This is a genomic window from Microbacterium sp. Root180, assembly GCF_001428485.1.
Lineage (GTDB): Bacteria > Actinomycetota > Actinomycetes > Actinomycetales > Microbacteriaceae > Microbacterium.
Genome location: NZ_LMHS01000004.1, coordinates 1 through 17,016, shown reverse-complemented (window position 1 = coordinate 17,016; position 17,016 = coordinate 1). Strand labels below are relative to the sequence as shown.

The window sequence follows — 17,016 nt, the reverse complement described above, 5'->3', positions numbered from 1 at the left end:
GAAAGAGGCAGTCACGTGGAGATCCGCATCGGCATCGCGAACACCGGACGCGAGCTCAGCTTCGAGACCAACGAGCCCGCGGCCGACGTCAAGAAGTCGATCACGACCGCGCTCGACGCGGGCGCGACCCACGTCACGTTCAGCGACGTCAAGGGGAACAACTACATCGTTCCCGCTGCCGGGCTGGCCTACATCGAGCTCGGGACCGAGGAGTCCCGCCGCGTCGGCTTCGTCGCCTGACAGCGATGCAGATCCTCATCGCGCTCATCGTCGGCGCCGCCCTCGGCGTCGCGGTGCATTTCCAGATCGGCGATCGCCGCACGCGCGGCGTCGTGATCGCCCCGATCGTCGGCGCGTTCTCGGCGGGACTGGTGTGGATGATCCTCACGTGGGCGGGGGTCGGGATCGACAGCATCTGGCTGTGGCTCTCGATGTTCGTCGCGCCGCTGGTCGTCACCTACCCCGTCGTGATCCTGCTCACCCGCGCGCGGGTCGCCCACGATGCCGCCGAGCGCGCACGGCTCAAGATCGGCTGACGACCGCCTCACGTCCGGCAGCGGTCAGGCCGCGAGGTCCATCGCGTCCATCCGCTTCGAGTGAGCAGCCATGAGCTCGGTGAACACCGGCTCGACCTTCGCCTCGTCCACTGCTCCGAGCGTGGCAGGGCGCAGCGCCGCCCGTGCGATGAGCAGCGTGTCGCCGACGAGACGGCGACCCCACAGCGCGAGCAGCGCCGCCCACTCCGGGTCGCGGTCGATCGTGCGCAGGATGATGTCGACGATCGCCCCGCGATCGTCGTCCGCCTGCAGGATCACCGCGACGCGCCGGCCGGTCTCTCCGTAACTCGCCGACAGGGCGAGATAGAAGTCGTCGAGCATGCCCGCGGTGATGTGCACCGAGAGGAGCGTCTCCTGCGGGCGCACGCCGTGCGTCGCCGCCCGGAAGGAGTCGAGCGGCTCGCGGAAGGGCAGCATCAGGTCGGTGGGGTCGTCGCCGCGCAGGCGGATCAGCGCGACCAGCTCCTCGTGCTTGGTGAGCGCGGCTCCCGCCGCGCGGGAGAGCGCCTCCTTGTCGGAGAGCTCGGGCGTGAGGGCGATGAGCTCGCTGAGCGTCTCGAAGTAGCCGAGCTGCAGGTACGCCGCCTGGCCGAGGAAGGTGTCGATCTCGGGCGCGAGCTCCTCGAAGTCGACGCGCGTCGCATCGCCGAGGTCCTCCCGTGCGCGCAACTGCAGCTTCCGCCGGGGCTCACGTCGCTGCCAGAACCACTTGACCACGCGCTACAGCCTAGAGTCGCGCGGCGTCGTGCGCGGCATCGGCCCCGTGAAATGCCGCGCGCAACGCTCCCTCCGGTATCGTGGACAGGTCCCCGGCGTCGGATCGGGGCTCCCGCGCCTGTGGCTGAGAGAGGGCGTGGATCGCACTTCCGCCCGCGCGACGACATCGACGGCGCCGCGCCAGGGCACGGACCCAGGCAGCATCTCACTGCCGGACAGGCACTCATCGTGACGACCTTCGCCGAACTCGGCGTGGACCAGGACATCGTCGACGCACTCTCCGTCAAGGGGATCGTCGACGCCTTCCCGATCCAAGAGCAGACCATCCCCCTCGGCCTCCCCGGGCAGGACATCATCGGCCAGGCCAAGACCGGCACCGGCAAGACGTTCGGCTTCGGCATCCCCGTGGTCCAGCGCCTCGGGCTCGACCCGGCACCGGGCGTCAAGGCGCTCATCGTCGTGCCGACCCGCGAGCTGTGCGTGCAGGTCTACGAAGACATGGACATGCTGACGTCCAACCGCTCCACGAGCGTCGTGGCCATCTACGGCGGCAAGGCCTACGAGGGCCAGATCGACCAGCTCAAGGCCGGCGCGCAGATCGTGGTGGGCACCCCCGGTCGCCTCATCGACCTCAACAACCAGCGCCTGCTCGACCTGTCGAATGCGACCGAGGTCGTGCTCGACGAGGCCGACAAGATGCTCGACCTGGGCTTCCTCGCCGACATCGAGAAGATCTTCCAGAAGGTTCCGGCGGTGCGCCACACCCAGCTGTTCTCGGCCACGATGCCCGGGCCGATCGTGGCTCTCGCGCGCCGGTTCATGACCAACCCGATCCACATCCGCGCCACCGATCCCGATGAGGGGCTCACGCAGGCCAACATCAAGCACCTGGTGTACCGCGCGCACTCGCTCGACAAGGACGAGGTCATCGCCCGCATCCTGCAGGCCGACGGTCGCGGAAAGAGCGTCGTCTTCACACGCACCAAGCGCGCCGCGCAGAGGCTCGTGGACGAGCTCGGCGACCGCGGCTTCAACGCCGCCGCAGTGCACGGCGACATGAGCCAGGAGGCCCGCGAGCGCTCGATGGCCGCGTTCAAGGCCGGGAAGCGCGACGTGCTCATCGCGACCGACGTCGCCGCCCGGGGCATCGACGTCGACGACGTGACGCATGTCATCAACCACACCATTCCCGACGACGAGAAGACCTATCTTCACCGGGCGGGCCGGACCGGCCGCGCAGGCAAGACCGGCATCGCCGTGACCTTCGTCGACTGGGATGACCTGCACAAGTGGGCGCTGATCAACCGGGCGCTCGAGTTCGGCCAGCCCGAGCCCGTCGAGACCTACTCCTCGAGCCCGCACCTCTACTCCGATCTCGACATCCCCGCCGGCACCAAGGGCCGCATCGCGACCGCTCCGAGGACCCAGACGGTGAAGACGACGGATGCCGCACCGCGCGAGGGCGGCTCCTCCGACGACGCGACGCGCCGGCGCCGGCGCCGCTCCGGAGGCGGCGCCCCGGGCGAGAGCGGCGCCCCGGAGCGCCAGCCGGCGGGATCGACCGAGCGCACCGCCGACGGCGGCGGCACGCACGACGGCGGCGGCAGAGAGCACCACGACGGCAAGCCCGCGCCGCGGCGCCGGCGTCGCCGTCGCGGCGGCTCCGGCTCCGGAGGCGGCGCCCCGACCATCGGGGCCTGACCCGCAGACGAGGACGCCCGGCGACATACGGACGGGTTCGCGCGACTGCGACCCCCGCGGGCGCTATCTTGATCGCAGGCGGTGCACGTCGCGTCGCCCTCTCGCATCAGAAAGGCACGTATCGTGCGATTCATCGACGCCGTCACCACCGGCTACGAGTACCAGGGCTTCTGGGGCTCCCTCGGGGACATCATCTGGTGGTTCCTGTGGGCCTTCGTCTTCGTGGCCTACCTCTTCGCGCTGTTCGCGGTGATCAGCGACCTCTTCCGCGACCACGAGCTCAGCGGCTGGTGGAAGGCCGTGTGGATCATCTTCCTGATCTTCGTGCCCTTCCTGACCCTGCTGGTCTACCTGATCGCCCGCGGCAACGGCATGGCCAAGCGCGGCGCGGCAGAGGCGCGGCAGGTCCAGGCCGCGCAGGACGCCTATATCAAGCAGGTCGCGACCGCCGCCAGCCCGTCCGACGAGATCGCCAAGGCCAAGGCGCTGCTCGACGCCGGAACGATCAGCCAGGCCGAGTACGACGCCATCAAGACGAAGGCTCTCAGCTGAGGCACTCGCTTCTCGTGTGAAGAAGCGCCCTCGTCCGCCTACGGGTAGACGGGGGCGCTTCCCGTTGCACGCTCGATGATCCGCGCGACCATGGCGTCGTCGGTCGTGTTCTCCCCGGGCTGATTCGGCTTTCCCAGACCGTGGTAGTCGCTCGACCCGGTCACGATGAGGTCGTGCTGTTCGCACAGCGCGCGGAGCGTGCGGATGCCGGAGCCCACGTTCTCGCGGTGGCCCAGCTCGAACCCTGCGAGGCCGGCGCGCAGCATCCGCTCCATCAACGGCATCGGCAGCAGCCCGGCCCGCCCTGCGGGATGGGCGATGACGGGAACTCCGCCTGCTCCTGCCACGAGCTCGACCGCGGTCACCGGATCGGGCGCGTAGAGCGCGACGTAGTAGTCGCCGCCGGGGCGGAGGATGCTCGAGAAGGCCTCGGAGCGGTCGCGGACGAGCCCCCGCGCGACGAGGGCGTCGGCGATGTGGGGGCGGCCGATCGTGGCTCCGTCGGAGGTCTGGGCGAGGATGTCGTCCCACACCAGGTCGTAGTCGCGGGAGATGCGATCCGCCATCAGGCGGGCGCGATCCAGCCGCGATGAGCGGATGCGATCCGTCATCGCCCGGAGGTCGGGGTCGTCCGGGTCGATGAGGTACGCCAGCACGTGCACGCTGCGCCATTCGTGACGCGCCGACAGCTCCATGCCCGGGAGGAAGGTCATGCCGAGGGATGCCGCTGCCTCGGCCGCCTCGGCCCATCCCGAGGTCGTGTCGTGGTCGGTGAGTGCGGCGGTGCGCAGCCCGTGACGGTGCGCGGCGGCCATCACCTGCGCCGGCGACTCCGTGCCGTCGGAATGGACCGAATGCAGGTGCAGATCGCTCGGCCCCTCGAAGCGTTGCGAAGCCGGCATCCCACGAGATTACCGCGGCGACATGCGGCGCCGCGCTGACCGATCTCCCAGACTGCTCGCATAGAGTCGCCGTCGTGCTGCGCCTGCTGGGGATCCTCGTCACGGTGCTCTGCGCGATCGCGGCGGCGGTGCTGACCTGGCCGTCGTTCTTCCACGTGGAGCGCATCTATCCGGTGGCGCAGATCGTGTCGTTCCGCGGGCTCCTCGCGCTCGCCTTCGCGGCGGCGGCGGTCGTCTTCCTCCTGCTGTCCCTCGTCCGTCCGATCCGCGGATTCTCCCTCGCGCTCGCGTGCGTCACGGGAGTGGCGGCGATCGCGGGCGGCGTGATCCTCATGGGCCGCGGCGGCACCGGGACGGACGCGCTCCCCGCCAAGACAGAGACGGCGATCCGGGTCATGACGTGGAACACCGCCGGTCCCGCGACGCCCCCCGCCACGATCGCCAAGATCGCCGTCGCGATGGACGCCGACATCGTCGCGCTCCCCGAGACGACGATCGAGACCGGCGAGCAGGTCGCGATCGCGATGCGCGAGCTCGGGCACCGCATGTGGGCTCACCACGCCGAGGATCCGTCGACGGAATGGGATGCCGGATCGACCACGCTGCTCATCTCCCCCGAACTCGGCGACTACGCGATCATCGAGTCCTCCCGTGACGGGACGAGCAACACCTCGACGGTGCCGAGCGCCGTGGCGATGCCGACGAGCGGCGACGGGCCGATCGTCGTCGCCGCCCACGCCGTCGCGCCCCGCCCGAGCTATATGCAGGAGTGGCGCGACGACCTCCAGTGGCTGGCCGACCAGTGCGGCACCGCGAACGTGATCATGGCCGGCGACTTCAACGCGACCGTCGACCACATGACCGAGCTCGGCATCGACGGCGGAGACCTCGGTCTGTGCCGCGACACCGCGGTCGCCACGGGCAACGGAGCCATCGGCACGTGGTCGGCCGCCGTGCCCGCCCTTCTGGGCACGCCGATCGACCACGTGATGACGTCGCCCCACTGGGAGGCGACGGGGTCGCTCGTGCTGCGATCGATGGACGACTCGGGGTCGGACCACCGTCCCTTCATCGTTCAACTCGAGCCCGTCGACTGACCGGGCGCGCGTCTGCGGCCCATGCCAGACTGGACGCATGAGCACCACAGGCGAGAGCGACACGATCGCGACCCCCGACGCAGAGACCCCCGTGTCGACCAGCACCAACCGCCGGCAGCCGTACGGCCAGGGTTTCCTCGACACCATCTCCGAAGGCTGGGCCGAGCGCCCCGACACCGCACCGCCGGCCCGCGCGCAGGCCGCCTACACGGCAGCGCGCCGCGACGCCGTGTCGGCCGCCTTCCCCGGCAAGCGGCTGGTCCTTCCCGCCGGCGAGCTGAAGCAGCGCAGCAACGACACCGACTACCCGTTCCGCGCCCACTCGGCGTTCTCGCACCTGACGGGGTGGGCCTCGGATGCCGAGCCCGGCTCGGTGCTCGTGTTCGAACCTCGTGCTGCCGGCGGCCACGACGTCACGCTCTACTTCCGCGAGCGCGCCGACCGCACGACGGCGGAGTTCTACTCGGATGCCTCGATCGGCGAGTTCTGGATCGGCCCGCGCCCCGCGCTGTCGGGCGTCGCCGCCGACCTGGGCCTGGCCACCGCGCACATCGACGGCCTCGAGCTCCACGACGACGACCTGGTGCTCGATGAGAACGACGACCTCACGCGCTTCGTGTCGGAGCTCCGCCTCGTCAAGGACGCCTACGAGGTCGCGCAGATGAAGCTCGCGATCGACGTCACGGCGGCCGGGTTCGACGACATCGTCGCCCACCTTCCCGAGGTCGTGGCACACCCCCGGGGCGAGCGCATCGTGGAGGGCGTCTTCCATCAGCGGGCGCGCAGCGACGGCAACGCCGTCGGCTACGACACGATCGCGGCATCCGGTCCCCATGCGTGCTACCTCCACTGGACGCGCAACGACGGCGCCGTCGTGCCCGGCGACCTCATGCTGATCGACGCCGGCGCCGAGGTGGACAGCCTCTACACCGCCGACATCACCCGGACCCTGCCCGTGAGCGGTCGCTTCACCGACATCCAGCGGCGCATCTACGAGACCGTGCGCGAAGCCGCCGACGCGGCGTTCGCGGCCGCGAAGCCCGGCGTGAGGTTCCGGTCGGTCCACGAGGCGGCGATGCAGGTCATCGCCACCCGCGTCGCCGAGTGGGGCCTTCTCCCCGTCACCGCTCAGGAGGCGCTCGACGCCGACGCGGGCGGACACCACCGCCGGTACATGGTGCACGGCACGAGTCACCACCTCGGCATCGACGTGCACGATTGCGCACAGGCCCGCCGCGACATGTACTACGACGGCCTGCTCGAGGCGGGCATGGTCTTCACGATCGAGCCCGGCCTGTACTTCCAGATCGACGATGTGACCGTCCCCGAGGAGTACCGCGGCATCGGCGTGCGCATCGAGGACGACATCCTCATGACGGCCGACGGTCCGGTCAACCTGTCGGCCGGCATCCCGCGCACGGCCGACGAGGTCGAGGCCTGGATCGCCCGGCTCTCCGCGTGACCTTCACTCCCCCACCCGGTTTCACCACCCGGCCGACACTGTCGGGCACGTTCGGCATGTCGGCGTCGACCCACTGGCTCGCCACCGCGACCGCTCAGTCGGTCCTGGAGCGCGGTGGCAACGCCTTCGATGCTTCGGTGGCGGCGGCCTTCGTGCTCCACGTCGTCGAGCCCCACCTGAACGGCCCGGGCGGCGATCTCGTCGGCATCTTCCAGACGGCGGATGCCGACTCCCCGACGGTGCTCATGGGCCAGGGACCGGCGCCGGCCGGAGCCACGATCGCGCACTACCGCGCCGAGGGCCTCGATCTGGTACCCGGCTCGGGAGCCCTCGCGGCCGCGGTGCCCGGTGCGGTCGACGCGTGGCTGCTGCTGCTGCGCGATCACGGCACCTGGGAGCTGACCGACGTTCTGGCCTACGCGATCGGGTACGCGCGGGACGGGCATCCGCTGATCCCGCAGGCAGCCGCCACCATCTCCCGCGTGGCCGGCCTCTTCCGCGACGAGTGGACGACGTCGGGTGATCTGTGGATGCCGGGCGGCCGCCCGCCCGCCGCAGGCGACGTCGTGCGCAATCCCGCGTATGCCGATGTGCTGGACGGACTGGTCCACGCCTCGTGCACGGTCCGCGACGACGGCCCGGTCGGGCGGGCAGCGCGCGTCGACGCGGCGCGGCGCGAGTGGCGCACCGGCCTGGTGGCGCAGGAGTCCGCGGCCTTCGCCGCCCAGCCTCACCGGCACTCCGCCGGAGGACGACACGCGGGCGTGATCACGATCGACGACTTCGCCGGCTTCGAAGCCGGCTACGAGCCGGCCGTCACGCGCACGTTCCGCGGGCGAACGATCGCGAAGGCGGGACCGTGGACGCAGGGCCCGGCGCTTCTGCAGGCGCTCGCGCTGCTCGAGCCGTTCGACGACGACCTCATCGACCCTTCGACCGAGGCGGGCGCGCACACACTCCTCGAGGCGCAGAAGCTCGCCCTCGCCGATCGCGATGCCTGGTTCGGCGACGACGACGTAGACCTCGAGGCGCTCCTCGCCGACGACTATCTCGCCGAGCGCCGCGAGCTCATCGGCGACCGCGCGTCCACCGCGTTCCGGCCCGGACGCCTTCACGGCCGCGAGCCGTTCGTTCCGCCGCTGCGCACCGACTCCGCGGCGGACGGGGCATCCACGGGCGAGCCCACCGTCTCGCCCTCGGGCCAGACCCGCGGCGACACCTGCCATCTGGACGTGGTCGACCGATGGGGCAACATCGTCTCGGCGACGCCTTCGGGCGGCTGGCTGCAGTCCTCGCCGACGATCCCGGCACTGGGCTTCTGCCTCGGGACGCGACTGCAGATGACCTGGCTGGAACCGGGCACGCCGTCGTCTCTCACGCCGGGGCGGCGTCCGCGCACCACCCTCACTCCGACGCTCGTGCTCCGCGGCCACGAGCCGGAGTTCGCGATCGGCACGCCGGGCGGCGACCAGCAGGACCAGTGGCAGCTTCCGGTGTTGCTGCGCATGATCGTCGGCGGCTACACCGCGCAGGAGGCCATCGACTCCCCGACGCTCCATACGACCGCCATGCCCGAGTCCTTCTGGCCGCGTACCTGGACGCCGGCCGGCGCCGTCGTCGAGGATCGGCTGGGCGACGATGTCATCGGCGGCCTCGAGCGCCGGGGCCACCGTGTCACCCGCGCCGGCGACTGGTCGCTGGGCCGGGTGTCGGCCGTCGGACGGCGCACGGCCGACGGCACGCTGTGGGCCGCGGCGAACCCGCGCGGAATGCAGGGCTACGCGGCCGGGCGCTGACTCCGGCGGCGCATCCATTCGACGACGAGCGGGGCGATGCCCGCGCCGATGTCGTCGGCGGAGCGCTTGTGACCCTTCACCTCGAACGAGTGGCCGCCCCCGTCGATCCACACGGTCTCGGCATCCCGACACGACGCCACGGCCCGCTCGAACTGATCGAGCGGGTCGATGAACGGGTCCTTCGATCCCTCGACGAACAGCTGCGCCTGAGCGATGTCGGGAAGGTGCGCCGTGCGCGCCTTGTCGGGACTTCCCGGCGGATGCAGCGGGTAGCCGAGATAGACGAGACCCGCCGGCGAGATCGCCGACTCCGCCGCCGCCATCGAGGCCATTCGACCGCCGTACGATTTTCCCGCCGCCCAGAAGGGCAGTCCGGGGGCCTGCGCGTCAGCGGTCGCAGCGACCGCTGACCACGTCGCGATCGCATGAGCGGCGGGGCCTGGCATCCGTCGCCCTGCCTCGAGGTACGGGAAGTTGAACCGCAGCGTGGCGACCCCGTCGGCGTGGAGCGCGCCCACGAAGCCGGAGAGGAAGGGATGCCGCATCCCCGCGCCGGCACCGTGCGCCACCGCGACGAGCGCCCACGCACCCTCGGGAAGCGCGTACGCCGCGGAGATCTCGACCTCACCGGCCGGAAGCTGCACGGGGATGCGGAGGTCGCTCTCGTGCACGGCTCAGCGTTCCGTGGGAGGCGGATCGGCCGGCTGGGTGTCGGATCCGACCTCGGCCTCGGAGCCGGGAGCGGCGGGCGATGCCTTTCCCGGGCTCACGCGTTCGCCGTATCGCGGGGGCTCGGCAGCGTCGACCCGCACCTCGGGGGCGGGAGCCGCGCCGGGCGGCTCGGGCGCCGCCTGCGGTCCGAGGATCTGACGCGCACGGTGGATGCCGGCTGCGCTGACGGTCACCTCGTAGTGATCGGCGACGACCTGCATGACCGAGGCGTAGTCGCGGCGACGACGAACGAACGAGTACGTGATGATGCTGAGAAGCATGCCGATCGCGATGCCGACGAACAGCACTCCGACGAACGCCTGCATCGGGACCGTGGGCGATCCGATCACGAGGATCGCCGAGAACAGCAGCCCGAGCAGCACTCCGTTGATGGCACCCGACCGGGCCGCCGACGCATAGCCCAGCCGACCGGTGACCCGCTCGACGGAGCGCAGTCCCTGACCCACGATCGCGATGTCGCGCGCCGGGACATCGCCCGCGATCAGCGACGAAACCGCCTTCTGAGCGGCCTCGTAGGTGGGGAAGCTCGCGACGGTCTGACCGACCTCGTCCGAACCCTGCGGAAAGCGTCCGCCCATCATGGTCATCTCCCCATCCTCCCACGGTGTCCGGGCTACGCTGGGACGCGTGAGCACGCAGAGGGTATTCGTCGCGCGCCTGTCCGGGTGCTTCGTCTTCGACCCCGCCGGCGACCGTCTCGGCAAGGTGCGAGACGTCGTCGTCATCTACCGCAAAGACGATCCCCCGCGCGTGATCGGCCTGGTGGTGGAGATCCCCGGGCGCCGTCACGTGTTCGTATCGATCGGTCGCGTCACCTCGATCGCCACCGGCCAGGTCATCACGACCGGCCTCATCAACGTCCGCCGGTTCCAGCCGCGCGGCGGCGAGGTGCGCGTCATGGCCGAGCTGCTCGGCCGGAAGGTCTATCTCAACGACGGCTCGGGCACCGCGGTGATCGAAGACGTCGCGATCGAGCGCAACCGCCTGGGCGAGTGGGATGTCGGACAGCTCTTCCTGCGTCGGCCGCGCACGAGCGCGTCACCCTTCGCGAAGGGGCCCACGACATTCGCGGGCTGGTCGGATGTCCGCGAGCAGCAGAACCCCGGTGAGGCCCAGTCCGCCGAGCAGCTCGTCGCCACGTACTCCGACCTGAAGCCCGCCGATCTGGCGAACACCCTCCTGGATCTGCCGGAGGACCGACTGATCGAGGTCGCCGAGGAGCTCCCCGACGACCGGCTCGCCGACGCACTCGAAGAGATGCCCGAGGACGACCAGGTGCACATCCTCGAGGCGCTGGGCGACGAGCGAGCGGCGGACATCCTCGACGCGATGGAGCCCGACGACGCGGCCGACCTCCTGGGCCAGTTGCCCGAGGAGCGCTCGGAGGAGCTTCTCGAGCTGATGGAGCCCGAGGAGGCGGAGGACGTCCGTGCCCTTCTGAAGTACGGTCCCGACACAGCCGGCGGACTCATGACGAGCGAGCCCATCGTGCTGTCGGCCGACGCCACCGTCGCCGAAGCGCTCGCGCTCATCCGCCGCCACGAGCTCCACCCGGCGCTGGCCGCCGCGGTGTTCATCACCCTCCCGCCCTACGAGACCCCAACGGGCCGGCTCCTGGGCACCGTGCATTTCCAGAGGATGCTGCGCTACCCGCCGCACGAGCGGCTCGGCGCCATCATCGACGACACCCTCGACCCGATGCCCGCATCGGCCTCGGCAGCGGAGGTCGCCCGGCTCCTCGCCAGCTACAACCTGGTGTCGGTTCCCGTCGTGGACCAGGCCCACCGCCTGGTCGGCGCGGTCAGCATCGACGACGTCCTCGACTACCTCCTCCCCGACGACTGGCGTTCGCACGACAGCGATGAAGGATCGGCGTCCGCGAACGCAGCATCGGTCCCCACCGGCACCGCGAGCATCCCGCGGAGGCGCTGATGGCACGGCAGACGCGCACCACGCCACTCGACGCGCCCCGCGGGCGCGGAGGGATGCTCCAGCGCACCCCGCAGCCCTCGCGCGATCGCTTCGGCCGGTTCTCGGAGTCCTTCGCGCGCGCGATGGGCACCTCAGGGTTCCTCCTCGGCATGACGATCTTCGTGCTGGTGTGGCTCAGCTGGAACATCTGGGCGCCGCCTCAGCTCCAGTTCGATCCCGCCGCGACGAACTTCACCCTGCTCACGCTCATCCTGTCGCTGCAGGCCTCCTACGCCGCCCCCCTGATCCTGCTCGCGCAGAATCGGCAGGACGACCGCGACCGGGTGCAGATCGAGCAGGATCGCCAGCGCGCCGAGCGCAACCTGGCGGACACCGAGTACCTCGCCCGGGAGGTCGTGGCGCTGCGGATGGCGGTCAACGACTTCTCCGAGGAGGTCGTGACGCGCGAGGTGCTCCGCGCCGAGCTTCGCGTCCTTCTCGACAAACTCGAGCCGCGCGGGCCGCAGGAGGGCGCGTCCCGATGAGCGACGCAGCCGTCGAGGCGGTTCGGCGTGCCGTCGCCGCGGTCGTCGACCCCGAACTTCGCCGTCCGATCGGCGAACTCGACATGGTGCGCGACATCACCGTCTCCGGGGGCGTCGCCCACGTCGGCATCGCCCTGACGATCGTCGGATGCCCGGCCGCCGACCGCATCTCCGCTGATGTCCGTTCGGCTGCAGCATCCGTGGCGGGCATCACGGATGTCGCGCTCGACGTCGGCGTCATGTCGCCGCTCGAGCGCCAGGCGCTCACCGAACGCCTGCGCGGCGGCCGCGCCGCCCGCGAGATGCCCTTCGGTCCCGACTCGCTCACCCGCGTGATCGCTGTCACCAGCGGCAAGGGAGGCGTGGGGAAGTCGAGCATCACGGCCAACCTCGCGGTGGCGCTCGCGGCGCGCGGACTCGCGGTCGGGCTCGTCGACGCCGACGTCCACGGGTTCTCGATCCCGCCGCTGCTCGGACTGGTCGGGCCCGATGGCAGCGTGCCCCAGCCGACCCGCATCGACGATCTGATGCTGCCGCCCGTCGCGCACGGCGTGAAGGTCATCTCGATCGGCATGTTCCTGCGGCGGAGCGCGGACGAGGCTCCGCTGGGCGCCGTGGCGTGGCGAGGTCCCATGCTCCACCGCACAGTGCAGCAGTTCCTGACGGACGTCTACTTCGGCGACCTGGACGTGCTGCTGCTGGACATGCCTCCCGGCACCGGCGATGTCGCGATCTCGGTGGGTCAGCTGCTCCCCCACGCGGATGTGCTCGTGGTCACGACACCTCAGTCCGCGGCGTCGGACGTCGCGGTGCGCAGCGGACTGGTCGCGCGTCAGACCGGCCAGCGGGTGATCGGCGTCATCGAGAACATGTCCGCCATGACGCTCCCCGACGGCACCTCCTTCGCGCTGTTCGGCTCGGGCGGCGGTGCGGCCGTGGCGGCGGCTCTGACCGGTGTCGATTCGCCGGTGCCGCTCCTGGCCTCTGTGCCCCTCAGCCCGACGCTGCGCGCCGACGCGGATGCCGGCATCCCGGCAGTCCTCGCGCATCCGGACGATCCGGCATCCGTTGCCATCGCCGGCGTCGCTGCTGCCATCGCCGCCGAGCCTCGTGGTCTCTCGGGACGTTCGCTGCCCCTGCGTCCTCGCTGAGCCCCGTTCGCCGCGCAGCGGCGGAGGTCAGGTCGCCTCGGAGTCGAACGGGGTCGGCAGGTCGTCCGGCCCGCGGAACGGCGACCGCACCGGCGGCGGGCTCGTGCCGGTGGACGCCACCGCCGCCCCCGCCTGCGCCGCGCGGACGGTGGGCACCGGGGCGTCGTCGAGGAGCGCCTCGCGGATGATGCGCCGCGGGTCGTACTGGCGCGGGTCGAGGGTGCGCCAATCGACGTCGTCGAAGTCCTCGCCCATCTCGTCGCGCACGCGGGTGCGCGCCGACGACACCCAGTCGCGGGCACGACGCGTGAAGGTCGCGAGTGCCTCCGCGTATCGAGGCAGCCGCTCGGGGCCGACGATCAACGCGGCGATCACCCCGATCAGCAGCAGCTTCTCGATCGTGAGGCCGAAGAACATGAGATCAGGTTACCGCCGCGCCTGAGCAGTCCGCGCACTCGGCCCGCGTAGGCTTTCGCGTGGAGGCACGGCATGGGTGAGCAGAACGCGAATCAGCGGTTCGCCGCTGAGGTGACGATCGAACCGGAGCACATCGCCCGCGCGCGGGCCCACGCCATGGAGCTGGGCGCGACGCCGATCAGCGCCCCCGTCGGTGCGCAGTGCGCGGTGATCGCTGCGGCATCGCAGGCTCTCAACATCGTCGAGATCGGCACCGGCGCCGGAGTCTCCGGCCTGTGGCTGCTGCATGGGTCGCCCCGGGCGACCCTCACCACCATCGACAAGGAACCCGAGCATCTCGGAGCCGCGCGGCAGGCATTCGCCGACGCACGCATTCCGCCCGCGCGCGCGCGCTTCATCACCGGTCGCGCAGCAGAGGTGCTCCCGCGCATGAACGAGGCCTCCTACGACATCGTCCTCGTCGACGCCGACCCCGAGGGTGTCATCGAGTACGTCGAGCACGGACTCCGGCTCGTGCGCGCCGGCGGAACGGTGCTCGTTCCCCGGGTGATGGCGGGCGGCGCCGTCGCCGATCCGGTGCGACGCGACAGCGTCACGACCGCCTACCGCTCACTGATCCAGGAGACGCAGGCATCGCCTGCGGTCATCGGGGCTCTGTCCATCGTCGGCGAAGGCCTGCTGCAGCTCACGACCGTCAGCCAGGACTAGCGCCGCCGGACGCCAGGCAACGTCGAACGGCCGGTCTTCCGACCGGCCGTTCAGCGGAACGAATGTGCCTCAGGCGGCTGCGACGACTCCACCCAGAACGTCGTACAGCTCCTTCGCCTCAGCGTCGTTGACGGAGACGACGAGACGACCTCCACCTTCGAGCGGCACGCGCACGATGATGAGTCGACCCTCCTTCACGGCCTCCATCGGCCCGTCTCCGGTTCTCGGCTTCATGGCTGCCATTGCGGCTCCCTTTCATCGATGGTCTGCATCTACGAGTTTATCGTGAGGCTGGGACGCCGCGTCCCATCCTGGGGATTACGTCATTCCGGCGATTCGCTCACGGGATCTGCCAGATCGCATTCCCGAGCGCGTACATGTTGTAGATCCACCACCACTGTCCCACGAGGCAGGCCGTCAGCACGCCCGCGCGCCAGATGTTGGAGCGCGGCGCGGCGACGGCACCCCACAGCGGAGACAGCGGCACGAGCAGGCGGAAGATGCTCGACTGCGGGAAGAACACCAGAAGCAGGTACACCAGGTAGCTGGCACTCCACAGCCGCACCTCGACGCCGAGCCGCTTCACCTGCGGCACGAAGAGCAGGATCGCCGCGACAGAGAGGACGGATGCCGCGAGCACGACATAGCCGAGCACGGGACTCAGTCCCCACACCGAGCCGAACCAGAAGTCGGTCGCGCTCACGAAGCCGTCGAGCGGGAGGAACACCGCATCGCCGGGAATCCAGTTGCGGCGCCACGCCAGCTCCGTGGCGAGGTACGCACCGCTTTCGCCCGTCACCCAGCCCGCGAGCAGCTGCCATGAGAAACCCACGGCGACCGCCAGGATTCCCAGCGCGACGATGTGCACGACTTCGCGCGAGGACAGCGGCTCACGCGTTCTGGAGACGAATCGCCACACGCCGAACAGGGCGAGGAACAGCGCGAAGGCGAGGATCCCGGGACGCGTGTAGGCCATGAGCGGAATCAGCAGGTAGAGCCAGCCGTAGCGCCGACGCACGACGCACCACAACGCGAGGAACAGCCAGAGCAGGAACAGCGACTCGGCGTATCCCACCTGGAAGAGCGCAGCGAGCGGGCCGGCGGCGAAGAAGGCCACCGCCCACGCGGCCGCGGTCGAGTCGATCCTCTCACGCAGCAGGTAGTACAGAGCGACGGATGCCGCGTACCCGGCCGTGATCGAGACGATGAACGCGCCGACCGCCCACTGGCCGAACGGCAGCGCGACGATCTTCGCCAGGTATGCGTAGATCGGCATGAATGCCCATTGGTTCTCCCCCACGGCACCCGAATCGGTGCGAGGGAGCTCCGACGGATAGCCCGTCTCGGCCACGATCCAGTACCAGCGCGAGTCCCAGCCGAGCACGAGGTCGGCCAGACCCGCATCGGGACCGAACCGGGAACCGACGCCGGAGAGTTCGGCGGCGATCAGGAGGAAGATCGTCGTGACGACTCGGGCTGCGATGTAGATCAGCGCGACGCGGAGTGCGACGGTGGCGAAGCGCTCCCGCGTCGGCTGCTCGGTCAGCGGCTGCTGAGCCACGCGCGAAGGCCCCGCTCGACCGCGTCGATCTGCGCGATGGGGACGCGCTCCTCGTCGTGGTGCGCGAGGTGCGGGTCACCGGGGCCGTAGTTCACGGCCGGAACACCGAGAGCGCTGAAGCGCGCGACATCCGTCCACCCGTACTTCGGACGCGGTTCGGCTCCCACAGCCTCGACGAACTCCTGGGCGAGGGGAGCATCGAGACCCGGGCGCGCGCCCACGGCCAGATCGACGATGTCGACCTCGAAACCCGAGAAGACGTCGCGTACGTGGCGCTCGGCCTCCGCCGCGTCTCTGCTCGGGGCGAATCGGTAGTTGACCTCGACCTCGCAGAGATCAGGGATCACATTGCCGGCGATGCCGCCGCCGATGCGCACCGCGTTGAGGCCTTCACGATAGACGAGGCCCTCGACGGCGATGTCGCGAGGACGGTACTCGGCGAGACGTGTGAGGATGGGCGCGGCCTTGTGGATCGCGTTCTCACCGATCCACGCGCGAGCGGAGTGGGATCGCACGCCGTGGGTGCGCACGATCACTCGCATGTTGCCGTTGCACCCTCCCTCCACCTCGCCGTTGGACGGCTCCCCCAGGATGGCGAAGTCCGCGGCGAAGAGGTCGGGGCGGATCGCGGTGAGACGCGTGAGCCCGTTGAGATCGGCATCGACCTCCTCGTGGTCGTACCACATCCACGTGATGTCGACGCGTGGGGCGGTGAGCTCGGCGGCGAGCTTGAGCTGCACCGCCACCCCCGCCTTCATGTCGACGGTGCCACGGCCCCAGATGTAGGGCTCCCCGTCGACCTCGATGTCGCGGGTCGGCACGTTGCCGTTGATCGGCACGGTGTCGATGTGCCCGGCGATCGCGACGCGCTGCGCGCGGCCGGCGTTCGTGCGGGCGACGATCGTGTCGCCGTCGCGGAACACCTCGAGGTGCGGCAATGCCGACACCGCTTCGTGGATCAGGTCCGCGAGGCGGGTCTCGTCATCGGAGACGCTCGCGATGTCGCAGATGGTCCGAGTCAGATCCGCGGATGTCGCAGTGAGGTCGAGCGTCGGCATCCCTCGAGTCTACCGAGGGATGCACAAACGGCTGGTCGCCCCGGTGTGGAGGTTAACGCGAAATGGCCACCCTGCGTTGGGTGGCCATTTCGGTAATGGAAGTCCGGCGGTGTCCTACTCTCCCACAGGGTCCCCCCTGCAGTACCATC

The 17,016-nt window shown here is 70.4% G+C and carries 19 protein-coding genes; 11 read left to right on the top strand and 8 right to left on the bottom strand.

Features of this window, described 5'->3' with window-relative positions; genetic code table 11:
• Positions 1-15: 15 nt before the first annotated feature.
• Together ASD93_RS14825 and ASD93_RS14820 are read left to right on the top strand one after the other, a co-directional pair.
• A complete protein-coding gene (locus ASD93_RS14825) occupies positions 16-240 on the top strand; it encodes a DUF3107 domain-containing protein (protein ID WP_056124690.1) in 225 nt (74 codons plus the stop codon).
• Positions 241-245: 5 nt separating this feature from the next.
• A complete protein-coding gene (locus tag ASD93_RS14820; RefSeq protein ID WP_056124688.1) occupies positions 246-536 on the top strand; it encodes a hypothetical protein in 291 nt (96 codons plus the stop codon).
• Positions 537-560: 24 nt separating this feature from the next.
• Here ASD93_RS14820 and ASD93_RS14815 read toward each other — a convergent pair whose 3' ends face one another.
• Positions 561-1,274, bottom strand: coding sequence for a ferritin-like fold-containing protein (locus ASD93_RS14815; protein ID WP_056124685.1), 714 nt, complete (start codon positions 1,272-1,274; stop codon positions 561-563).
• A 228-nt stretch (positions 1,275-1,502) separates the two neighbouring features.
• Between ASD93_RS14815 and ASD93_RS14810 the strand changes: the two genes are divergently transcribed.
• Both ASD93_RS14810 and ASD93_RS14805 read left to right on the top strand, forming a co-directional pair.
• Positions 1,503-2,975 carry a DEAD/DEAH box helicase gene (locus ASD93_RS14810; RefSeq protein ID WP_056124682.1) on the top strand — a complete coding sequence of 491 codons (1,473 nt, stop codon included), beginning with the start codon at positions 1,503-1,505 and terminating at the stop codon, positions 2,973-2,975.
• 123 nt (positions 2,976-3,098) lie between these two features.
• Entirely contained in the window at positions 3,099-3,527 is a 429-nt protein-coding gene (locus tag ASD93_RS14805; RefSeq protein WP_082569412.1) for an SHOCT domain-containing protein, read from the top strand.
• Positions 3,528-3,565: 38 nt separating this feature from the next.
• Here ASD93_RS14805 and ASD93_RS14800 read toward each other — a convergent pair whose 3' ends face one another.
• On the bottom strand, positions 3,566-4,429 hold the full coding sequence (locus ASD93_RS14800) for a PHP domain-containing protein (RefSeq protein ID WP_056124679.1): 864 nt from the start codon (positions 4,427-4,429) through the stop codon (positions 3,566-3,568).
• Between the two features lie 74 nt (positions 4,430-4,503).
• Here ASD93_RS14800 and ASD93_RS14795 point away from each other — a divergent pair, with 74 nt between their 5' ends.
• Genes ASD93_RS14795 through ASD93_RS14785 form a run of 3 tightly spaced genes read left to right on the top strand, consistent with a single transcriptional unit; the run spans position 4,504 to position 8,784 of the window.
• Entirely contained in the window at positions 4,504-5,526 is a 1,023-nt protein-coding gene (locus tag ASD93_RS14795; RefSeq protein WP_056124676.1) for an endonuclease/exonuclease/phosphatase family protein, read from the top strand.
• 37 nt (positions 5,527-5,563) lie between these two features.
• The gene (locus ASD93_RS14790; protein ID WP_056124675.1) at positions 5,564-6,988 is read left to right on the top strand and encodes an aminopeptidase P family protein; all 1,425 of its coding nucleotides are present in this window, start codon (positions 5,564-5,566) and stop codon (positions 6,986-6,988) included.
• On the top strand, positions 6,985-8,784 hold the full coding sequence (locus ASD93_RS14785; RefSeq protein WP_056124670.1) for a gamma-glutamyltransferase family protein: 1,800 nt from the start codon (positions 6,985-6,987) through the stop codon (positions 8,782-8,784). Before ASD93_RS14790 ends, ASD93_RS14785 begins: the two co-directional genes overlap by 4 nt.
• On the opposite strand, the gene ASD93_RS14780 is transcribed toward ASD93_RS14785, so the two are convergent.
• The gene (locus ASD93_RS14780; protein WP_235566978.1) at positions 8,766-9,455 is read right to left on the bottom strand and encodes an alpha/beta family hydrolase; all 690 of its coding nucleotides are present in this window, start codon (positions 9,453-9,455) and stop codon (positions 8,766-8,768) included. The two genes, ASD93_RS14785 and ASD93_RS14780, sit on opposite strands and share 19 nt — an antisense overlap.
• 3 nt (positions 9,456-9,458) lie before the next feature.
• Positions 9,459-10,103: a general stress protein gene (locus ASD93_RS14775; protein WP_056124668.1), complete on the bottom strand. Its 645-nt coding sequence runs from the start codon at positions 10,101-10,103 to the stop codon at positions 9,459-9,461.
• A 40-nt stretch (positions 10,104-10,143) separates the two neighbouring features.
• On the opposite strand from ASD93_RS14775, the gene ASD93_RS14770 reads away from it, so the two are divergent.
• The 3 genes from ASD93_RS14770 to ASD93_RS14760 are packed head-to-tail and all read left to right on the top strand — an operon-like array spanning position 10,144 to position 13,123.
• Complete coding sequence (locus ASD93_RS14770) at positions 10,144-11,448, top strand: magnesium transporter MgtE N-terminal domain-containing protein (RefSeq protein ID WP_056124665.1); 1,305 nt, start codon at positions 10,144-10,146, stop codon at positions 11,446-11,448.
• The gene (locus ASD93_RS14765) at positions 11,448-11,972 is read left to right on the top strand and encodes a DUF1003 domain-containing protein (protein WP_056124662.1); all 525 of its coding nucleotides are present in this window, start codon (positions 11,448-11,450) and stop codon (positions 11,970-11,972) included. Before ASD93_RS14770 ends, ASD93_RS14765 begins: the two co-directional genes overlap by 1 nt.
• The gene (locus ASD93_RS14760; protein WP_056124659.1) at positions 11,969-13,123 is read left to right on the top strand and encodes an Mrp/NBP35 family ATP-binding protein; all 1,155 of its coding nucleotides are present in this window, start codon (positions 11,969-11,971) and stop codon (positions 13,121-13,123) included. The genes ASD93_RS14765 and ASD93_RS14760 overlap by 4 nt, the downstream gene beginning before the upstream one ends.
• A 27-nt stretch (positions 13,124-13,150) precedes the next feature.
• On the opposite strand, the gene ASD93_RS14755 is transcribed toward ASD93_RS14760, so the two are convergent.
• The gene (locus ASD93_RS14755; RefSeq protein ID WP_056124656.1) at positions 13,151-13,540 is read right to left on the bottom strand and encodes a hypothetical protein; all 390 of its coding nucleotides are present in this window, start codon (positions 13,538-13,540) and stop codon (positions 13,151-13,153) included.
• Between the two features lie 72 nt (positions 13,541-13,612).
• Here ASD93_RS14755 and ASD93_RS14750 point away from each other — a divergent pair, with 72 nt between their 5' ends.
• Positions 13,613-14,248: an O-methyltransferase gene (locus ASD93_RS14750; RefSeq protein ID WP_056124653.1), complete on the top strand. Its 636-nt coding sequence runs from the start codon at positions 13,613-13,615 to the stop codon at positions 14,246-14,248.
• 69 nt (positions 14,249-14,317) lie between these two features.
• On the opposite strand, the gene ASD93_RS15805 is transcribed toward ASD93_RS14750, so the two are convergent.
• The 3 genes from ASD93_RS15805 to dapE form a co-directional block, all read right to left on the bottom strand.
• On the bottom strand, positions 14,318-14,491 hold the full coding sequence (locus tag ASD93_RS15805; RefSeq protein ID WP_082569411.1) for a DUF3117 domain-containing protein: 174 nt from the start codon (positions 14,489-14,491) through the stop codon (positions 14,318-14,320).
• Positions 14,492-14,588: 97 nt separating this feature from the next.
• Complete coding sequence (locus ASD93_RS14745) at positions 14,589-15,809, bottom strand: hypothetical protein (RefSeq protein WP_056124651.1); 1,221 nt, start codon at positions 15,807-15,809, stop codon at positions 14,589-14,591.
• Positions 15,791-16,867 carry a succinyl-diaminopimelate desuccinylase gene (dapE, locus tag ASD93_RS14740; RefSeq protein ID WP_056124648.1) on the bottom strand — a complete coding sequence of 359 codons (1,077 nt, stop codon included), beginning with the start codon at positions 16,865-16,867 and terminating at the stop codon, positions 15,791-15,793. Before dapE ends, ASD93_RS14745 begins: the two co-directional genes overlap by 19 nt.
• Positions 16,868-17,016 lie beyond the last annotated feature (149 nt).

What these genes read in the sequence shown, in the direction of transcription:
- ASD93_RS14820 (WP_056124688.1), top strand. Translation starts at nt 246, where the DNA reads ATGCAGATCCTCATCGCGCTCATCGTCGGCGCCGCCCTCGGCGTCGCG.
- ASD93_RS14750 (WP_056124653.1), top strand. Translation starts at nt 13,613, where the DNA reads ATGGGTGAGCAGAACGCGAATCAGCGGTTCGCCGCTGAGGTGACGATC.
- ASD93_RS14775 (WP_056124668.1), bottom strand. Translation starts at nt 10,103, where the DNA reads ATGACCATGATGGGCGGACGCTTTCCGCAGGGTTCGGACGAGGTCGGT.
- ASD93_RS14765 (WP_056124662.1), top strand. Translation starts at nt 11,448, where the DNA reads ATGGCACGGCAGACGCGCACCACGCCACTCGACGCGCCCCGCGGGCGC.
- ASD93_RS14790 (WP_056124675.1), top strand. Translation starts at nt 5,564, where the DNA reads ATGAGCACCACAGGCGAGAGCGACACGATCGCGACCCCCGACGCAGAG.
- dapE (WP_056124648.1), bottom strand. Translation starts at nt 16,867, where the DNA reads ATGCCGACGCTCGACCTCACTGCGACATCCGCGGATCTGACTCGGACC.
- ASD93_RS14755 (WP_056124656.1), bottom strand. Translation starts at nt 13,540, where the DNA reads ATGTTCTTCGGCCTCACGATCGAGAAGCTGCTGCTGATCGGGGTGATC.
- ASD93_RS14760 (WP_056124659.1), top strand. Translation starts at nt 11,969, where the DNA reads ATGAGCGACGCAGCCGTCGAGGCGGTTCGGCGTGCCGTCGCCGCGGTC.
- ASD93_RS15805 (WP_082569411.1), bottom strand. Translation starts at nt 14,491, where the DNA reads ATGGCAGCCATGAAGCCGAGAACCGGAGACGGGCCGATGGAGGCCGTG.
- ASD93_RS14800 (WP_056124679.1), bottom strand. Translation starts at nt 4,429, where the DNA reads ATGCCGGCTTCGCAACGCTTCGAGGGGCCGAGCGATCTGCACCTGCAT.